Below are 17,304 nucleotides of genomic sequence, written 5' to 3'. Positions count from 1 at the left end.
AGCAGAGAGGCACCCCGTGCAGATCACCACGAACGTCAACGGCACCGAGATCACGAAGGACGTCGAGCCGCGGCTGCTGCTCGTGCACTACCTCCGCGACACGCTCGGGCTCACCGGCACCCACTGGGGGTGCGACACCAGCAACTGCGGCACCTGCGTCGTCCTCATGGACGGCGAACCGGTGAAGTCCTGCACCGTGCTCGCGGCGATGACCGAGGGGCACGAGATCCGCACCGTGGAGGGCATGGCGGCGGGCGGCACCCTCGACCCGGTGCAGCAGGGCTTCATGGAGGAGCACGGCCTGCAGTGCGGGTTCTGCACCCCCGGGATGATGCTGACCGCCCGCGCGCTGCTCGACCGCAACCCCGACCCGGACGAGGGCGAGATCCGCGAGGCCATCTCCGGCCAGATCTGCCGGTGCACCGGCTACGCCACCATCGTGCGCTCGGTGCAGTGGGCCGCCGCCCACCCCGCCGCCGCCCCCACCGACCAGGAGGTGACGGCGTGACCACCGTGGTCGAGCGCTCCGCGATGCCGCAGGAGCGCGAGCCGAACCCCGCCATGAGCTCGCCCGAGCGGCCGATCGGCTTCGGGCGGGTGCAGCGCAAGGAGGACCCGCGGTTCGTCCGCGGCAAGGGCCGCTACCTGGACGACGTCGTCCTGCCCGGGATGCTGCACGGCGCGATCCTGCGCTCGCCGCTGGCGCACGCGCGGATCGTCTCCATCGACACCACCGAGGCCCTGGCCCACCCGAAGGTGCACGCCGTCATCACCGGCAAGGACCTCGAGGGGCTCAACCTCGCGTGGGCGCCGACGCTGTCGGCCGACGTCATGGCGATCCTGGCCACCGACAAGGTGCGCTTCCAGGGCCAGGAGGTCGCCTTCGTCGTCGCCGAGGACCGCTACTCGGCCCGGGACGCGCTCGAGCTCATCGACGTCGAGTACGAGGACCTGCCGCCGGTCATCGACGCCCGCCGCGCGATGGACCCCGGCGCCCCGGTGATCCGCGACGACCTCGAGGGGCGCACCGACAACCACATCTTCGACTGGGAGGCCGGCGACGCCGCGGCGACCGCCGCCGTCTTCGCCCGCGCCGACGTCGTCGTCAGCCGGGAGGTCGTCTACCCGCGGGTGCACCCGGCGCCCATGGAGACCTGCGGCGCGATCGCCGACTACGACCCGATCGACGGCAAGCTCACCCTCTACGAGACCACCCAGGCGCCGCACGCCCACCGCACCCTCTACGCGATGGTGGCCGGCATCCCCGAGCACAAGATCCGGATCATCGCCGGTGACATCGGCGGCGGGTTCGGCAACAAGGTCGGCATCTACCCGGGCTACGTCTGCGCCGTGGTGGGCTCGATCGTCACCGGCAAGCCGGTGAAGTGGGTCGAGGACCGCTCCGAGAACCTGATGAGCACCTCGTTCGCCCGCGACTACATCATGCAGGGCGAGGTGGCGGCGACCCGCGAGGGCAGGATCCTCGCCGTCCGCACCAAGGTGCTGGCCGACCACGGCGCGTTCAACGCGACCGCCCAGCCGACCAAGTACCCGGCCGGGTTCTTCTCGATCTTCACCGGCAGCTACGACCTCGAGGCCGCGCACTGCTCGGTCACCGGCGTCTACACCAACAAGGCGCCCGGCGGGGTGGCCTACGCCTGCTCGTTCCGGGTGACCGAGGCCGTGTACCTGGTGGAGCGGATGGTCGACGTCCTGGCCAAGGAGCTGCGGATGGACCCGGCCGAGCTGCGGCTGAAGAACTTCATCCGCCCCGAGCAGTTCCCGTACAAGAACAAGACCGGCTGGGAGTACGACTCCGGCGACTACGAGCCGGCGCTGCGCATGGCGATGGAGCAGATCGGCTACGAGGACCTGCGCCGCGAGCAGGCCGAGAAGCGGGCCCGCGGGGAGCTGATGGGCATCGGCGTCTCGTTCTTCACCGAGACCGTCGGCGCCGGCCCGCGCAAGCACATGGACATCGTCGGGCTGGGCATGGCCGACGGCGCCGAGGTGCGGGTGCACCCCACCGGCAAGGCCGTCGTCCGCCTGTCGGTGCAGACCCAGGGCCAGGGGCACGAGACGACGTTCGCGCAGATCGTCGCCGAGGAGCTCGGCATCCCGCCCGAGGACATCGAGGTGGTGCACGGCGACACCGACCAGACGCCGTTCGGCCTGGGCACGTACGGCAGCCGCTCGACGCCGGTGAGCGGGGGAGCGGTGGCGCTGGCCGCGCGCAAGGTGCGCGACAAGGCCAAGGCGATCGCCGCGGCGATGCTCGAGACCCGGCCCGAGGACCTCGAGTGGGAGAAGGGCCGCTTCTCGGTGAAAGGCGACCCGTCGGCGGCGAAGACGATCCAGGAGGTCGCGCTCGGCGCGCACGGCACGGTGGCGCTGCCGGACGGCGTCGACGGCAACCTCGACGCCGAGGTCACCTACGACCCGCCCAACCTCACCTTCCCGTTCGGCGCCTACATCTGCGTCGTGGACGTCGACCCCGGCACCGGCAAGGTGCACGTGCGGCGGTTCGTCGCCGTCGACGACTGCGGCACCCGGATCAACCCGATGATCGTCGAGGGGCAGATCCACGGCGGGCTGGCCGACGGCGTCGGCATGGCGCTCATGGAGTTCATCGGCTTCGACGAGCAGGGCAACTGCCTCGGCGGGTCGTTCATGGACTACCTGATCCCCACGGCCATGGAGGTGCCGGACTGGGAGACCGGCTACACGGTCACCCCGTCGCCGCACCACCCGATCGGCGCGAAGGGGATCGGCGAGTCGGCGACGGTCGGCTCCCCGCCGGCCGTGGTGAACGCCGTCGTCGACGCCCTGGCGCCGTTCGACGTCGTCCACGTCGACATGCCGTGCACCCCGGCCCGGGTGTGGGCGGCCATGCAGGGCCGGCCCACCCCGCCGATCTGATGTCGGTGCTGGAGACGGCCGACGCACTCGCGCGGGCGCGGGTGCCGTTCGTGCAGGCGACCGTCGTCCGCGCCTCGCGGCCGACGAGCGCGCACGCCGGCGACACCGCGCTGGTGCGCGCCGACGGGGTGATCGACGGCTTCGTCGGCGGGCAGTGCGCCGAGGCGTCGGTGCGCGAGTACGGGCTCAAGGTGCTCTCGGGCGGCGAGCCGCTGCTGCTGCGGATCGTGCCGGACGGCGTCGGCACCGCTGCGGACGAGGAGGGCGCGGTCACCGTGGCCAACCCGTGCCTCTCCGGCGGCTCGGTGGAGATCTTCCTCGAGCCGCGGGTGCCGCCGCCGCTGGTCGTGGTGGTGGGCGGCTCGCCGATCGCCGAGGCGCTGGCCGAGCTGGGCCGGCCGCTCGGCTTCGCCGTCGAGCGGGGGGACGACGTCGCGCTCGAGGGCGCCGAGGCGGTGGTCGTCGCCTCGCACGGGCGCGGGGAGGAGCCGGCGCTGGCGGCGGCGCTGCGGCTCGGCGTGCCGTACGTCGGGCTGGTCGCCAGCCGTCGGCGCGGGGCCGCCGTGCTGGCGTCGCTCGACCTGCCGGCGGAGCTCACGGAGCGGGTGCGCACGCCGGCCGGGCTGGACATCGGCGCCCGGACGGCGGCGGAGATCGCGCTGTCGGTGCTGGCCGAGATCGTGGCGTCGCGCCGGTCGGCGGCCGAGCCGGCTCCCCGGCCGGTCACCGCGGTCGACCCGGTGTGCGGCATGACCGTGGCCGCGGTGGAGTCCTCGCCGCACGCCGACGTCGACGGCGTCCGCACCTGGTTCTGCGGCGAGGGCTGCCGCCGTGCCTTCCTCGCCGACCCGGCGGCCCATGCCTGAGGTCGCGGACCTGGTCCCGGACGTCGCCGCGCTCGCCGCCGCCCTCGACGACGTCGACTACCTCGCCGACCCGGGGCTGGCCACGGCGCTGTTCCTCGCCGTCCGCCTGCCCCAGCCGCTGCTGCTGGAGGGCGAGCCGGGGGTCGGCAAGACCGAGGCGGCCAAGGCGCTGGCCCGCGTGCTGGACACCCCGCTGTTCCGGCTGCAGTGCTACGAGGGCATCGACGCCGCCGAGGCGCTGTACGAGTGGAACCACCCGCGGCAGCTGCTGGCCATCCGGCTGGCCGAGGCCCGGGAGGCGGAGCTCGCCGAGGACGACCTGTTCGGCGAGCGGTACCTGCTGCGCCGGCCGCTGCTGCAGGCGATCGCCCACCCCGGGCCGCGGCCGGCGGTGCTGCTGCTCGACGAGGTCGACCGCGCCGACGCGGAGTTCGAGGCGTTCACCTTCGAGGTGCTCGCCGAGGCGGCGGTGACCGTGCCGGAGCTGGGGACCGTGCGCGCCGCCCACCCGCCGATCGTCGTCCTCACCTCGAACCGGACCCGCGACCTGCACGACGCGCTGACCCGCCGCTGCCTGTACCACTGGATCGACTACCCGTCGCCCGAGCGGGTCGCCGAGATCGTGCGCCGGCGGGTGCCCGGCAGCGCCGAGCCGCTCGCCCTCGACGCCGCCGCCGCGGTGACCCGGCTGCGCGGGCTGGACATGACCAAGCCGCCGGGGATCGCCGAGGCGGTCGACTGGGTCGCCGCGCTGAGCCTGCTGGGGGTCTCGCGGCTCGACGCGGGCTCGGTGGAGGCGACGTGGGGGGCAGTGCTGAAGAACCGCGACGACCTGGAGCTGGCGCAGGCCCGTGGTGCGGGGTGGCTGGCCGGTGCCTGAGGTCGCCCCCGGCCCGCTCGCCGTCGGGCTGACGACCGCGCTGCACCGGGCCGGGCTGCCCGCCCCGCCGGAGCGCTCGGTCGGCCTGGCGCGGGCGCTGCTGCTGGTGCCGCCCACCGACCGCGAGGCGCTGTACTGGACCTGCCGGGTCGCGCTGGTCACCGACCGCGCCCAGCTGCCCACCTTCGACGCCGTCTTCTCCGCCGTCTTCGACGGCCTGCTGGACCCCGCCGACAGCCGCGGCGACCCGACCGCGCCGCCGGCGATCGGCTCGGAGCCGCGGACCCGGCCGGCGCCGCACGAGCCGTCGCTGGAGCGCCCGCCGGGGACCGGGTCGGGCGAGGCCGACGTGTCGCTGCCCGGCAGCGAGGGGGAGGGCGGGGACGCCGGGCGGGAGGTGCTGCTCGCCGCCGCCTCGGCCGAGGAGCGGCTGCGGCACACCTCGTTCGCCGAGCTGTCCGCCGAGGAGCTGCTCGGCGTCCGGCGGGTGGTGCGCACGCTGGTGCTGGTCACACCGCACCGGCGCAGCCGGCGGGTCCGGCCCACCCGGCGGCGGGGTGAGCGGCTGGACCTGCGGCGCACCGTGCGCGGCGCCCAGCGCACCGGCGGCGACCCGGTGCGGCTGGTCGGTGCGCAGCGGCGGACGCAGCCCCGCCGGCTGGTGCTGCTCTGCGACGTCTCCGGGTCGATGGAGCCCTACACCCGCGTGTACCTGTCGCTGCTGCAGGGCGCGGTGGCCGGGGCGCGGGCCGAGGCGTTCGTGTTCGCCACCGGGCTGACCCGCCTCACCCGGCAGCTGTCGGTGCGCGACCCCGACGCGGCGCTGGCCCGCGCGGGGGCGGCGTCGTCGGACTGGGCCGGCGGCACCCGGCTGGCCGCGAGCATCGGCCGGTTCGTCGCCGACCACGGACGCCGCGGGCTGGCGCGGGGTGCGGTCGTCGTCGTCCTCTCCGACGGGTGGGCGCTCGACGAGCCGGACGACGTCGCCGCGGCGATGGCGCGGCTGCGCCGGCTGGCGCACCGCATCGTGTGGGTCAACCCGCGCAAGGCGGCGGAGGGCTACGCGCCCCTGGTCGGCGGGATGGCCGCCGCGCTGCCGCACGTCGACGCGTTCGTCAGCGGGCACAGCCTGGCGGCGCTGGAGGAGGTGGTGGCGGCTGTGGCGGAAGGGTGACCGATGGTGCACGACGGTGACTTCCGCGTCGCCGATCCGTCACATCAGGCACCTAGCGTTCGCCGCACCGAAACGGTCGTCAGGAGGTCGCCATGATCCCCACCGCCGCCAGCACCGACGAGCTCGACCTCGAGATCTCGGTCGCCTGGATCGCCCTCGGCAGCGCCCGCGGCCGGTTCTCCCGGTGCCCGAGCGCCGAGAACGAGCTGATGGTCACCGAGGCCGAGGACGACCTCAACCTGCTGCTCGACCGCCGCTCCGCCGTCACGGCGCACCGCGCGGCGTGAGGCCCGCGGCGGCCCGAGCCGACCCGCCGTCCGTTGAGCCGCGCCGTGACGCGGCTCCAGGGGCGGGGAAGCGGCTTGAGCCGCGTCGCGACTCCGTCCGCGTGGGCCCGCCCGCACGAGTTCTTCGCGGGCCGGGAATGCCCCGAGTTCGCAGCACTCGCCCCTCGCCCGCGGCCGGAGGAGCGGGTCGACCCGCACCGCGCGGCGTGATCATCGAGTTGTCGCCGCTGACACGCGGGGACACGCTGCGCGGAGCGGCGACAACTCGATGATCACCGGTCGGAGCCGGCCTCAACCCAGCGTCTTCTGGCCGTCGATCGTCTCCCGCAGGATGTCGGCGTGGCCGGCGTGCTGCGCGGTCTCGGCGATGACGTGCAGGAAGACCCGCCGCGCCGACCACACCGCGCCCGGCTCGAACCACGGCGCCTCGGGCAGCGGGTGGCCGGCGTCGAGGTCGAGGGTCGCCACCAGCTCGTCGGTGCGCCGGGCGACCTCCTCGTAGCCGTCGAGCACGCTCGCCAGCGTCTCGCCGTCCTGCAGCTGCCACTGGGCCATCCAGGCCTCGATGCCGCCCTCGCCCATGTCGAACGCGGCCGGGCCCCGCTCGGCGAAGTCCGCCCACTGCCGCTCGGTGTTCGCCACGTGCTTCACCAGGCCGGCGAGGGTCAGCTCGCTCGCGGTCGGCCGCGACGTCGCCTGCTCGTCGGTGAGCCCGCGGACGGTGTGCCGGAAGAACGCGCGGTGCTTGTCCAGGGTCTGCACCAGGTCGGCCCGCTCGCCGGTCAGGGTGGTCTCGGTGCTGGTCATGGGGTGCCCCCTCGTCGTCGTCCCTGCTGGTGAGGACCACGTTAGGGACGGCAAGGGCCAGTTCCTGTCCGCAATGCGGACATACTTCGGGACATGGCCGCCACCGGTTCCCGCACCCTCCGGCTGCTGTCGCTGCTGCAGGCCCGGCGCCACTGGGCCGGCAGCGACCTCGCCGGCCGGCTCGGCGTCTCGGTGCGCACCCTGCGGCGCGACGTCGACCGGCTGCGCGAGCTCGGCTACCCGGTGGAGGCGCGCCGCGGCGTCGACGGCGGGTACGCCCTCGCCCCCGGTGCCGCGCTGCCGCCGCTGGTCCTGGACGACGACGAGGCGGTCGCGCTCGCCGTGGGGCTGCAGGCCGCGGCCACCGCGGACATCGAAGGCGTGGCCGAGACGTCGGTGCGCGCGCTGGCCAAGGTCGTGCAGGTGATGCCGGCCCGGCTGCGCAAGCGGGTGGACGCGCTGCGGGCGGTCACCGTGCCGGCGGCGTGGGGCGGTGCGCCGGCGCAGGGCGGCGGGGTCGAGCCCGGCGTCCTCACCTCCCTCGCGCTGGCCTGCCGCGACGCCGAGCGGGTCGAGTTCGGCTACACCGCCGCCCGCGGCGAGCGCACCGAGCGGACGGTGGAGCCCTTCCGCCTGGTCTCGCTCGGCCGGCGCTGGTACCTCGTCGGCTACGACCTCGACCGCGGCGACTGGCGCAGCTTCCGGGTCGACCGGATCTCCGGCCCGCGCGGCACCGGGGCCCGCTTCGGGCCGCGCCGGTTCCCGGCCGAGGACGCGGCCGGCTTCGTCCGCGACCGGATCGTCGAGCTGCCGGTCCGCCGCGCGGCCGAGGCGGTGGTCGAGGCACCGGCGGAGGAGGTGCGCGCGCGGATCGGCCGCTGGGCGACGGTGGAGGCCGACGGCCCCGACCGCTGCCGGGTGCACCTCGACTCCGACGACCTCACCTGGGCGGCCGCCGGCCTGGCGCTCACGGGGGCGCGGTTCACCGCGGTGTCCCCACCCGAGCTGCGCGACCACCTGCTGGAGCTCGCGCGCAGGTTCACCGAGGCGGCCGGAAACGTCGTACCCCGGGCCTAGCGTGCGGGGCAGCAGCACACCTCGGGAGGTCGTCATGAGCCCGGTCGTCACCAGCATCGACACGCTCGACCACGAGATCGCGGTCGCCTACATCGCGCTCGGCGTGGCCCGCAGCGCCTGGAGCCACTGCCCGTCGGGCGAGAACGAGCGGCTGGTCGCCGACGCCGAGGCCGCGGTCGACCGGCTACTCGACGAGCGCCTCGCCGCCCGCGGCTGAGGCGGTCGCCGTGCGCACGGTGGAGCGCGAGCTGGCGCTCATCGACGCCCAGCTGGCCATCTCCACCCACCTGCTCGCCGGCGCCCGCCGCCGGTTCGCCGCCGAGCCGAGCACCGCGAACGCCCGCCTGGTCGAGCGGGCGCGGGAGGAGGTCGACCTGCTCCTCGACCAGCGGCTGCTCACCCGCCGCTAGCCACCCTGCGGGGTGCGCCGGGCGCCCCTAGCGTCGGGTGCATGCCACCGCGCGTCGCCGTCGTCACCGGGTCCGAGTCGGGCATCGGCCGGGCCACCGCCGTCGCCCTCGCCGAGCAGGGCTGCGACCTCGGCATCACCTGGTACCGCGAGCGGGAGGCCGCCGAGGCCACCGCCGAGGAGGTGCGCGCGCTCGGCCGGCGGGCCGAGGTGCGCCCGCTCGACCTCACGCAGCTGCCGGGCGCCGCCGACGTCGTCGACGAGCTCGCCGACGCCCTCGGCGGGATCGACGTCCTGGTCAACGACGCCGGGACCGGCCACATGACACCCCTGCTCGAGCTCGACCTCGCGACCTGGCGCGAGGTGCTGGCCACCGACCTCGACGGCGCCTTCCTGTGCCTGCAGCGGGCCGCCCGGCGGATGGTCGACGCCGGCCGCGGCGGGCGGATCGTGAACATCACCAGCGTGCACGAGCACCAGCCGCGGGTCGGCGCGGCCGCCTACTGCGCGGCCAAGGGTGGTCTCGGCCTGCTCACCCGGGTGGCCGCGATCGAGCTGGCCGAGCACGGCATCACGGTGAACGCCGTGGCGCCGGGGGAGATCGCGACGGCGATGACCGGCCAGGAGGACGAGGACCCGACCGCACCCGGGCACGAGCGGCCGGGGGTGCCGCTGCGCCGTCCCGGCGACGCCCGGGAGGTCGCCGCGGTGGTCGCTTTCCTGGCCTCCCCGGAGGCGGGCTACGTGACCGGCGCGTCGTACACCGTGGACGGCGGGATGCTGCAGATGGGCCCCATGGCCGGCTCGCACCTGGGCAGCGACGAGTGGCGCCGCGGCTGAATTTGCGGAACTCGCGGCGCCGTATCTCATTTGGGTCTCGGTCTCGGTCTGTTAACTGGGACACCCCTTAGCGCTGAGGTAAATCTGGGCGCACTTTCCGGCCGACCCACAGGATGGTGCCGCCCATGCGATCCGCCCGACTCAGCGCGACCGCTCTGGCCGCCACGACGCTGCTCGCCCTCACCGCCTGCGGTGGCGACGGGGACGGCGGCGGTGGTGGGGAGGGCGGCGGCGGCGACGCGCCCCGCATCGCCGCCGTCTTCTCCGGCACCACCACCGACGCCGACTACACCTTCCTCGGGCTCGAGGCGCTCGAGGCGGCCGAGGCCGACCACGGCGCCGAGATCACCTACTCGGAGAGCGTGCAGGTGCCCGACGCCGAGCGCGTGCTGCGCGAGTACGTCGCCGACGGCTACACCGTCATCTGGACCCACGGCAGCCAGTTCTACGACGCCACCGTGGCCGTCGCCCAGGAGGCACCGGACGTCGTCTTCATCGCCGAGCAGGACACCGAGCCGGCCGACGTCCCGGAGAACGTCTGGGTCCTGGACCGCAACTTCCACCTGGCCTTCTACCCGCTGGGCGTGCTCGCCGCCGAGGCGAGCCAGAGCGGGCAGATCGCGTACCTGGGCGGCGTGACCCTGCCCTTCTCCTACTCGGAGGTGCACGCGGTCGAGCAGGCGCTGGCGGACACCGGCTCCGACGCCACCCTGACCCCGGTCTGGACCGGTGACTTCAACGACCCGACCCGCGCGCAGCAGTTCACCAGCCAGCTGCTCGCCGACGGCAACGACGTCATCCTGACCTCGCTGAACCTCGGCGCGGTCGGCGCGTTCGAGGGCGTGGCCGACGCCCCCGACGGCGTGCTCATGACGGCCAAGTACACCGACAAGTCCAACCTGTCGCCGGACCACTACCTGACCTCGGTGCTCTACGACTTCTCGGTGATGCTCGACGAGATCCTGACCTCGGTGGAGGACGGCGAGACCGGCGGCTACCTCGGGATGGACTACGAGCAGGGCATCTCGCTGCAGACCCCGACCAACGTCGACCAGGCCGTCACCGACCGGGTCGACGAGGTGGTGGAGCAGCTGCGCTCCGGCGAGATCGAGGTCGAGCGCGACGTCACCCCGGTCGAATGAGCACAGCGGCACCCGCCGGGCCGGCCGGGGGCGGCAGCGCCCCCGGCTCGGCCCCGCCGCTGGTGATGAGCGGGGTCAGCAAGTCGTTCGGGCCGGTCCGGGCCCTGGACGACGCCGACTTCGAGCTCGGCGCCGGTGAGGTCCACGGCCTGGTCGGCGGCAACGGGGCCGGCAAGACGACCCTGATGAACGTCCTCTACGGGCTCTACCGGCCCGACACGGGGGACGTCCGCGTCGACGGGCGCGAGGTGTCCATTCGCTCGCCCCGCGACGCCATCGAGCTCGGCATCGGCATGGTGCACCAGCACCTGCTGCAGGTGTCGACGTACTCGGTGGTCGAGAACGTCGTCCTCGGCACGGGCACGGGGTCCGGCGGGCTGCGCGGTGCCGCCCGCCGGATCAGCGAGCTCTCCGACCGGTTCGGCCTGGCCGTGGACCCGCGCGCCCGGACCGACCGGCTGTCGGTGGGTGCCCGTCAGCGGGTGGAGATCCTCAAGGTCCTCTACCGCGGGGCGCGCATCCTCATCCTCGACGAGCCGACCACCAACCTGACCCCGCAGGAGGTCGACGCGCTGTTCGCCTCGCTGCGCGAGATCGTCGCCGAGGGCACCAGCGTCGTCTTCATCTCGCACAAGGCGCGCGAGGTCCTGGCGATCTGCGACCGGATCTCGGTCATGCGCGACGGACGGCGGATCGCCACGGTGCCGCGGTCGGCCACCGACGCGACCGGGCTGGCCTCGCTGATGGTCGGCGAGCTGGCCGGGGAGCAGAGCACCGAGGTGGCCGCCGCGCTCGGCGTGGCGCCCGTGGAGGAGATCGCCGCGGCCGAGGCGCCGGCACCCGAGGTGGCCGGCGCGGCGGTGCGCCTCGCCGTCTCCGGCCTGGTCGCCCACAACGACCACGGCGTCCCCGCGCTGCACGGCCTGGACCTCGAGGTCCGGGCCGGTGAGGTGCTCGGCGTCGCCGGGGTGGCCGGCAACGGGCAGGTCGAGCTGGCCGAGGTGCTCGCCGGCGTGCGCGACGTGCGGTCGGGCAGCGTCACCGTGGACGGCGTCGCGCTGGCCGGCGCGGCCACGCGGCGCTGGCTGTCGGCCGGCGTGGCCTACGTGCCCGAGGACCGGCACCGCGACGGCATCCTCGGTGCCGCCACGGTCACCGACAACCTGCTGCTCGGTGCGCAGCGCAGCAGCGCCTACCGCAAGGCCGGCCTGATCGACTGGCGGCGGGTGCGCGCCCACGCGCGGGACACCATCGACCGCTACTCGATCAAGACGCCGGGCCCCGACGCCCCGGCCGGCAACCTCTCGGGCGGCAACATCCAGCGCCTCGTGCTGGCCCGCGCCTTCGACCGCGAGCCGGCGGTGCTGGTGCTGCAGAACCCCACGCGCGGGCTGGACCTGCGCTCGACCCGCTTCGTCTACGACCGCGTGCACGAGGCCCGCGACCGCGGCTGCGCCGTCGTCCTCATCTCTGAGGACCTCGACGAGCTCAGCCTGCTCGCCGACCGCATGGTCGTCCTCTACTCCGGGGAGATCGTCGGCGAGCGCGCCCGCGGCGGCTACGACGTCTACGAGCTCGGCCGGCTCATGGCCGGCGTCCGGGAGACCGCATGAGCGCCCCCGTCCTGACCGAACCCGAGGCGGCCGCCCCGGCGACGTCCTCGACCGGCGCCCGCCTGCTGCGCGGCGTCGTCCCGTACGCGCTGGCGCTGGTGCTGGCCTTCGTCGTCTCCGGCATCGTCATCGTGGCCCTCGGCTACGACGTGCTGGAGGCGTACCGGACGATCTTCACCACGTCGTTCCGGACCAGCTTCGGCTTCACAGAGACCCTCACCAAGTGGGTCCCGCTCACCCTGCTGGCCCTCGGCTTCACGATCCCGCTGGCCGTCGGCCGGTTCAACATCGGCGGCGAGGGCCAGCTGCTGGTCGGCGCCACCGCGGCGGCCGGCGTCGGCATCGTCTACGCCGACCTGCCCGCGGCCGTGCTGCTGCCGCTGGTGATCGTCGCCGGCGTGCTCTCCGGCGCCGTCTGGGCCGGCATCGCCGCACTGCTGATGGGCCGGTTCCGGGTCAACGAGATCCTCAGCACCGTCCTGCTGAACTTCGTCTCCTTCCAGGTCCTCGACTACGCGGCCACCGAGGTGTGGTCGGACCCGGCGGCCGGCGTCGCGGCCACCCAGCGAGTGGGGGAGGGGGCCCAGCTGCCCGAGCTCGGCGGCCCGCCCGGGGTGCACGCGGGGATCCTGCTCGCCGTCCTCGTCTCCCTGGCGACGATCCTCGTCACCCGCCGGACCGCAGCGGGCTTCGAGCTGCGCGCCGCGGGCACCAACCCGCGCGCGGCGAGCATCAACGGCATCCGCGTCGAGAAGGTCGCCGTCCTGGCCCTGATCGTCGGCGGCGCGCTCGGCGGGCTGGCCGGCGCGCTGGAGGTCAGCGGCGTGCACGCCCGGGCCATCGAGGGCATGCAGTCCAACTTCCTGCTGCTGGGCATCATCATCGGCCTGATCGCCCGGGGCAGCGCCCTCTGGGTGCCGGTGGTGGCGTTCGGCATCGCGATCCTCGAGGTCGGCGCGAGCTCGATGCAGCGCACCGTCGGCGTCCCCGCCGAGATGGTGCTGATCATCGAGGCGCTGATCCTGATCTTCCTGCTGCTCTCCGACGTGATCGCGGGGCGGCTGGCGCGGAGGGCGTCATGACGGAGTTCGCGGCCCTGGCCCAGCTCACGGTGATCGCGATGGTCCCGTACCTGCTGGCCTCGCTCGGCACGATGCTCGGCGGGTTGGCCGGCGTCTTCAGCGTGTCCCAGGAGGGGGTCATGCTGCTCGGCGCCTCGGTCGGCTTCCTCATCAGCTACAGCACGGGCAGCAGCACGCTGGGCATCCTGCTCGCCGCCGGCGTCGGCGCCGTCTTCGGCTTCGCGCTGGGCTGGGCGACGACGGCCCTGCGGCTGGACCAGTTCGTCGTCGGCCTGGCGCTGTTCTTCGCCGCCACCGGCCTGGCCGGGCTGCTCTACCGGATCGTCATCGGGCAGGCCGCGACGACGCCGCGGGTGGACACGCTGCCCCGGATCGAGATCCCGCTGCTCAAGGACATCCCGGTGCTGGGGACGGCGCTGTTCTCGCACAACGTGCTCGTCTACCTCGCCGCGCTGCTCACCGTGGGCCTGTGGTTCTACCTCTACCGCACGCGGTCGGGGCTGAACCTGCGGTCGGTGGGGGAGAACCCGAAGGCGGCCGACAGCCTCGGCATCCCGGTGGTGCGCAACCGGCTGTGGACGACGACGGTCGGCGGTGCGCTGATGGCCGTGGCGGGCGCCTTCCTGCCGCTGGTCTACACCGGCACCTACACCGACACGATCGTCGGCGGCCGCGGCTGGCTGGCGATCGCGCTGACGTTCTTCGGCGGGTGGCGGCCGCAGTTCATCGCCGCCGGCGCGCTGTTCTTCGCCGCCATGGACGTCGTCGCGCTGCGGGCCGAGGTCTCGGGGATCGACATCCCGAGCCAGGTCCTGCTGGTCATCCCGTACGTCGCCACGCTGCTGGTGATGATCTTCGCCTTCCGGTGGGCGAAGGTGCCGCAGTTCCTCGGCCGCAACTACGACCGCGAGTCCCGCACCGCCTGAGCCATCCGCTTTCGGCGCCGAAAGCGGTCCCGCTTCCGGCGCCGAAAGCGGAGGGGGCCGTCAGCGGTGGCTGCGCTTGTGGCGGTAGAGGTCGGCGTCGGCGCGGGCGAGCACGCTGCCCAGGGTGTCCCCGGGGCGGGCGCCGGCCACCCCGACCGACCAGCCGAAGTCGTGGCTGGCGTCGAGCCGCTCGAGGATCTCGGTGGCGCCGGCGGTGTCGGTGCCCGGCAGGCACAGCACGAACTCGTCACCGCCGTAGCGGCCGAGCAGGTCGGCGCGGCGCAGCTGCCCGCTCCACCGGTGCGCCAGGTCGCGCAGCAGCGCGTCCCCGGCGCCGTGGCCCTCGGTGTCGTTGACCTCCTTGAAGGCGTCGAGGTCGAGGATCGCGACGGTGAGCGGCTCGCCGGTGCGGCTGGCGTGGGCCAGGTTGCGCTCGGCCTCCAGCTCCCAGGCGCGCCGGTTGGCCACGCCGGTGAGCGGGTCGGTGGTCGCGGCGGAGCGCAGCGAGGCGGCCAGCCGGGCCAGCACCTCGGTGAGCACGAGGGTGGCGACCACGACCGGCACCCAGGCCGAGGCGAACCCGCCGGGCCGGGCGGCGACCGCGCCGGCGGTCGCGGCCGCGACGACCAGCAGCACGTGCGCGCGGGCGGGGCCCAGCCGGAAGAACCAGGCGGCGTACGTGCCGAGGGCGATGAGCACGGGACCGAGGCCGACGATGCCCACGGCGGTCGCCGAGCGCCAGGCCAGCAGCCCGATGAGCACGGCCATGCCGGCCGCCAGCACGTGCTGCGCGGCGGGTCCGACACGCCGGCCGGCCAGCCACACCGCCGTCCCGGTCCCGAGCCCGACCGCGCCGAGCACCCACAGGAGGGTCACCGGGGTGCGCGCGTCCATCGGCCGCGCCGCGCCCGCCAGGCACAGCGCACCGCTGAGCGCGTACAGCAGCGACAGCATCCGCGTCGCCGCCGGTCGACCGGCGTGCATGGCATCCCTCCCTCGCCGCGACCATCGGCACGCGGAGGGGGGCGGGTGCAGGACGGCGGCGCCCATCACCCCCGGGAGGGGGAGACCGGCCGCTCCCACCCGCGGGTGGTGCGGGTCAGCACGCGGAAGCCGGCGTGCTCGAGGAAGGCGCGGTAGGCCGCCTCCTCGGGGGCGCAGTAGTCGAGCAGCCGGTCGACGTGGCCCAGCCGCAGCCACTCCGCGGCCTCGCCCAGCAGCCAGGTGGCCAGCCCCCGGCGGCGGTGGGCCTCGGCGACGTGCAGGTTGCCGACGTCGGCCCAGCCGCGCTGCTGCACGATCCGGCCGGTGTCGCCGCCGCGGTCCTCCACCTCCACGTAGCCGACCTCCGCGCCGTCGAGCAGCCCGGTGAAGCGGGTGCCGTTGACCCCGAGCGTGCGGCGGGTGGTCAGGCCGGGGAGCGGGGGCGCCGGGCGGGGGAGGACGGCGACGTCGGCCAGGTACACGTCCTCGGTGCGGGAGCCGGGCCGGAACCCGGCGTCGCGCAGGATGCGCTGCACGTGCGGCCACTGCTCCGGCAGCCCGTAGACGCCCGGTGCCGGGAGGGCGCCGTCGGCGTACTGCCGCCGGACCCCGGACCGGGTCAGCCACGCGACCGCGGCGGCCGCCAGCGCGTCCCCGGCCCGCGCCGCGTCGGGCCAGAAGGGCGCCTCCGGCCAGCACACCAGCCAGCGGACCTCCCCGGCGTCGCGGTACCCCTCGCCCACGCCGGCGGTGCCGGCGTAGCGCACCAGGTGCGCGGCGGCGACGACCCGCCCGCGCTGCTCGGCGACGAGGGTGTGCCGCTCGGCGACCCACGGGTCGACGACGAACTCGCCGGGCTCCGACTCGAGCCGGCTGAGCAGGGTGTTGACCGGGACGGCGACGCCCGGCACCACCGCCGCGACGTGGGCGTTCACGAGGTCTGCCAGTTGATCGCGGTCGGCGCGCCGGAAGGGCCGCACCTCGACGGACGTCATGACCAGCCTCCGGAGGGCATGGGGAACCGGGGGAGGCCGCTACCGGTGCGGAACGCCCGGACCCTACTGCGCCGCGGCGCCCTCCGCGATCCGCTTGATCGCGGCGAGCGTCGCCGGGATGCCCTCGTGCGCGGCCCGGGTGCGGTCGGCGACCTGGGCGTCGGCGTCGGCCCCGTAGCGCTCGGCGAACAGCGCGAGCCCGGCCGGCAGGAACTCCCACGACTCGGTCAGCTCGGTGCCGCCCTCGACCGGCCGGAAGGTGTAGCGCCACCGCACCAGGGAGCCGCCGACGACGAAGGCGAACTCGCGGCCGCGGTCGGCGGCCACCACCCGGCTGCGCGTCTCCCAGGTGCGCGCCGGCGTCTCGTTGCGGCCGGTGAACCAGTCGCCGACCCGTCCCGAGGCGCCGTCGTCCCACCAGCACGCGACGCAGACCGGGCTCCACTCGCCGGTGCGGGTCACGTCCGCGACGAGGTCGTAGAGCTCCTCCGGCGGGACGGCGACGACGGTCGACCCCTGGTGCGTCGGGCTGGGCACGCCCGCAGTCTGGCAGGCGCCGCTCAGCCGCCGGTCAGCTCGGTGGGCACGGTGATGACGTCGACCATCGCCCCGCGCCGGTAGACGGTCACCGGCAGCGGCTGCCCGATCGCGTCGGCGAACAGCAGCCGCTGCAGGCTCTGCGCCTCGGCCACGGGCCGCCGTGCGGCCTCGAGCACCAGGTCGCCGGACTTCAGCCCCGCCCGGTCGGCCGGCGAGCCGGCCACGACGTCGACGATCCGCAGGCCCAGCCGCCGGCCGGTGCGCTCGGCCAGCTGCGCGGGCAGCGGCGCCGGCGTGCTGACCAGGCCCAGGTACGCCCGGCGCACCCGCCCGTCGGTGATCAGCGAGCCGACGATCCGCCGGGTGGTGTCGTTGATCGGCACCGCCAGGCCCAGTCCCCACCCGGCGACGGCGGTGTTGATGCCGACGACGCGACTGGCGGAGTCGGCCAGCGCGCCGCCCGAGTTGCCCGGGTTGAGCGCGGCGTCGGTCTGGATGACGTCCTCGACCACGCGGGCGGTGCGGCCGTCGCGGGTGGGCAGCGACCGGCCCAGGCCGCTCACCACGCCCGCGGTCACCGACCCGGCCAGCCCCAGCGGGTTGCCGACGGCGACCACCAGCTGGCCCACCCGCAGGGAGCCCGCGTCGGGGGGGGGGGGGGGGGGGGGGGGGGGGGGGGGGGGGGGGGGGGGGGGGGGGGGGGGGGGGGGGGGGGGGGGGGGGGGGGGGGGGGGGGGGGGGGGGGGGGGGGGGGGGCGGGGGG

Annotated in this window: 19 protein-coding genes; 14 read left to right on the top strand and 5 right to left on the bottom strand. The window is 75.1% G+C overall.

Features of this window, described 5'->3' with window-relative positions; all coding sequences use genetic code 11:
- Positions 1-16: 16 nt before the first annotated feature.
- The 6 genes from ACI797_RS22925 to ACI797_RS22900 all read left to right on the top strand — a co-directional run bounded on the left by ACI797_RS22925 (position 17) and on the right by ACI797_RS22900 (position 6,126).
- Positions 17-508 (top strand): (2Fe-2S)-binding protein, encoded by a 492-nt coding sequence (locus tag ACI797_RS22925; RefSeq protein ID WP_456861740.1) that lies wholly within the window; start codon positions 17-19, stop codon positions 506-508.
- A complete protein-coding gene (locus tag ACI797_RS22920; protein WP_456861738.1) occupies positions 505-2,919 on the top strand; it encodes an aerobic carbon-monoxide dehydrogenase large subunit in 2,415 nt (804 codons plus the stop codon). Before ACI797_RS22925 ends, ACI797_RS22920 begins: the two co-directional genes overlap by 4 nt.
- Positions 2,919-3,785 carry an XdhC family protein gene (locus ACI797_RS22915; RefSeq protein WP_456861736.1) on the top strand — a complete coding sequence of 289 codons (867 nt, stop codon included), beginning with the start codon at positions 2,919-2,921 and terminating at the stop codon, positions 3,783-3,785. Before ACI797_RS22920 ends, ACI797_RS22915 begins: the two co-directional genes overlap by 1 nt.
- Positions 3,778-4,665, top strand: coding sequence for an AAA family ATPase (locus tag ACI797_RS22910; RefSeq protein ID WP_456861734.1), 888 nt, complete (start codon positions 3,778-3,780; stop codon positions 4,663-4,665). Before ACI797_RS22915 ends, ACI797_RS22910 begins: the two co-directional genes overlap by 8 nt.
- The gene (locus tag ACI797_RS22905) at positions 4,658-5,839 is read left to right on the top strand and encodes a vWA domain-containing protein (RefSeq protein WP_456861732.1); all 1,182 of its coding nucleotides are present in this window, start codon (positions 4,658-4,660) and stop codon (positions 5,837-5,839) included. Before ACI797_RS22910 ends, ACI797_RS22905 begins: the two co-directional genes overlap by 8 nt.
- 92 nt (positions 5,840-5,931) lie before the next feature.
- Entirely contained in the window at positions 5,932-6,126 is a 195-nt protein-coding gene (locus tag ACI797_RS22900) for a hypothetical protein (RefSeq protein ID WP_456861730.1), read from the top strand.
- A gap of 291 nt (positions 6,127-6,417) precedes the next feature.
- Here ACI797_RS22900 and ACI797_RS22895 read toward each other — a convergent pair whose 3' ends face one another.
- Positions 6,418-6,933, bottom strand: coding sequence for a DinB family protein (locus tag ACI797_RS22895; protein WP_456861728.1), 516 nt, complete (start codon positions 6,931-6,933; stop codon positions 6,418-6,420).
- A 93-nt stretch (positions 6,934-7,026) separates the two neighbouring features.
- Between ACI797_RS22895 and ACI797_RS22890 the strand changes: the two genes are divergently transcribed.
- The 8 genes from ACI797_RS22890 to ACI797_RS22855 all read left to right on the top strand — a co-directional run bounded on the left by ACI797_RS22890 (position 7,027) and on the right by ACI797_RS22855 (position 14,022).
- The gene (locus tag ACI797_RS22890) at positions 7,027-8,010 is read left to right on the top strand and encodes a helix-turn-helix transcriptional regulator (protein WP_456861726.1); all 984 of its coding nucleotides are present in this window, start codon (positions 7,027-7,029) and stop codon (positions 8,008-8,010) included.
- 34 nt (positions 8,011-8,044) lie between these two features.
- Positions 8,045-8,227: a hypothetical protein gene (locus tag ACI797_RS22885; protein WP_456542647.1), complete on the top strand. Its 183-nt coding sequence runs from the start codon at positions 8,045-8,047 to the stop codon at positions 8,225-8,227.
- 10 nt (positions 8,228-8,237) lie between these two features.
- Positions 8,238-8,420, top strand: coding sequence for a hypothetical protein (locus tag ACI797_RS22880; RefSeq protein ID WP_456861723.1), 183 nt, complete (start codon positions 8,238-8,240; stop codon positions 8,418-8,420).
- Between the two features lie 41 nt (positions 8,421-8,461).
- Entirely contained in the window at positions 8,462-9,259 is a 798-nt protein-coding gene (locus tag ACI797_RS22875; RefSeq protein ID WP_456861721.1) for an SDR family oxidoreductase, read from the top strand.
- Positions 9,260-9,384: 125 nt separating this feature from the next.
- The gene (locus tag ACI797_RS22870; RefSeq protein WP_456861719.1) at positions 9,385-10,401 is read left to right on the top strand and encodes a BMP family protein; all 1,017 of its coding nucleotides are present in this window, start codon (positions 9,385-9,387) and stop codon (positions 10,399-10,401) included.
- Entirely contained in the window at positions 10,398-12,014 is a 1,617-nt protein-coding gene (locus ACI797_RS22865; RefSeq protein ID WP_456861717.1) for an ABC transporter ATP-binding protein, read from the top strand. Before ACI797_RS22870 ends, ACI797_RS22865 begins: the two co-directional genes overlap by 4 nt.
- Positions 12,011-13,096: an ABC transporter permease gene (locus ACI797_RS22860; RefSeq protein ID WP_456861715.1), complete on the top strand. Its 1,086-nt coding sequence runs from the start codon at positions 12,011-12,013 to the stop codon at positions 13,094-13,096. The genes ACI797_RS22865 and ACI797_RS22860 overlap by 4 nt, the downstream gene beginning before the upstream one ends.
- Positions 13,093-14,022, top strand: coding sequence for an ABC transporter permease (locus ACI797_RS22855; protein ID WP_456542653.1), 930 nt, complete (start codon positions 13,093-13,095; stop codon positions 14,020-14,022). The genes ACI797_RS22860 and ACI797_RS22855 overlap by 4 nt, the downstream gene beginning before the upstream one ends.
- A 60-nt stretch (positions 14,023-14,082) precedes the next feature.
- Here ACI797_RS22855 and ACI797_RS22850 read toward each other — a convergent pair whose 3' ends face one another.
- From ACI797_RS22850 to ACI797_RS22835, 4 genes are all read right to left on the bottom strand, one after another.
- Positions 14,083-15,006 carry a GGDEF domain-containing protein gene (locus ACI797_RS22850; RefSeq protein WP_456861714.1) on the bottom strand — a complete coding sequence of 308 codons (924 nt, stop codon included), beginning with the start codon at positions 15,004-15,006 and terminating at the stop codon, positions 14,083-14,085.
- 65 nt (positions 15,007-15,071) lie between these two features.
- Positions 15,072-16,001 carry a GNAT family N-acetyltransferase gene (locus ACI797_RS22845; RefSeq protein ID WP_456861712.1) on the bottom strand — a complete coding sequence of 310 codons (930 nt, stop codon included), beginning with the start codon at positions 15,999-16,001 and terminating at the stop codon, positions 15,072-15,074.
- A gap of 63 nt (positions 16,002-16,064) precedes the next feature.
- A complete protein-coding gene (locus ACI797_RS22840) occupies positions 16,065-16,538 on the bottom strand; it encodes an SRPBCC family protein (RefSeq protein ID WP_456861710.1) in 474 nt (157 codons plus the stop codon).
- 23 nt (positions 16,539-16,561) lie between these two features.
- Positions 16,562-17,304, bottom strand: a 743-nt coding sequence (locus ACI797_RS22835; protein ID WP_456861709.1) for a S1C family serine protease, incomplete at its 5' end; no start/stop codon positions are given.

Source organism: Geodermatophilus sp. SYSU D00691 (assembly GCF_054050275.1).
The sequence above is the reverse complement of the archived record's forward strand: the minus strand, read 5'-3'. Positions and strand labels throughout refer to the sequence as shown.

Excerpts from the sequence above, each read along its gene's own strand:
- ACI797_RS22915 (WP_456861736.1), top strand. The coding sequence starts at position 2,919 with ATGTCGGTGCTGGAGACGGCCGACGCACTCGCGCGGGCGCGGGTGCCG.
- ACI797_RS22910 (WP_456861734.1), top strand. The coding sequence starts at position 3,778 with ATGCCTGAGGTCGCGGACCTGGTCCCGGACGTCGCCGCGCTCGCCGCC.
- ACI797_RS22900 (WP_456861730.1), top strand. The coding sequence starts at position 5,932 with ATGATCCCCACCGCCGCCAGCACCGACGAGCTCGACCTCGAGATCTCG.
- ACI797_RS22895 (WP_456861728.1), bottom strand. The coding sequence starts at position 6,933 with ATGACCAGCACCGAGACCACCCTGACCGGCGAGCGGGCCGACCTGGTG.
- ACI797_RS22890 (WP_456861726.1), top strand. The coding sequence starts at position 7,027 with ATGGCCGCCACCGGTTCCCGCACCCTCCGGCTGCTGTCGCTGCTGCAG.
- ACI797_RS22885 (WP_456542647.1), top strand. The coding sequence starts at position 8,045 with ATGAGCCCGGTCGTCACCAGCATCGACACGCTCGACCACGAGATCGCG.
- ACI797_RS22875 (WP_456861721.1), top strand. The coding sequence starts at position 8,462 with ATGCCACCGCGCGTCGCCGTCGTCACCGGGTCCGAGTCGGGCATCGGC.
- ACI797_RS22870 (WP_456861719.1), top strand. The coding sequence starts at position 9,385 with ATGCGATCCGCCCGACTCAGCGCGACCGCTCTGGCCGCCACGACGCTG.
- ACI797_RS22865 (WP_456861717.1), top strand. The coding sequence starts at position 10,398 with ATGAGCACAGCGGCACCCGCCGGGCCGGCCGGGGGCGGCAGCGCCCCC.
- ACI797_RS22860 (WP_456861715.1), top strand. The coding sequence starts at position 12,011 with ATGAGCGCCCCCGTCCTGACCGAACCCGAGGCGGCCGCCCCGGCGACG.
- ACI797_RS22855 (WP_456542653.1), top strand. The coding sequence starts at position 13,093 with ATGACGGAGTTCGCGGCCCTGGCCCAGCTCACGGTGATCGCGATGGTC.
- ACI797_RS22850 (WP_456861714.1), bottom strand. The coding sequence starts at position 15,006 with ATGCACGCCGGTCGACCGGCGGCGACGCGGATGCTGTCGCTGCTGTAC.
- ACI797_RS22845 (WP_456861712.1), bottom strand. The coding sequence starts at position 16,001 with ATGACGTCCGTCGAGGTGCGGCCCTTCCGGCGCGCCGACCGCGATCAA.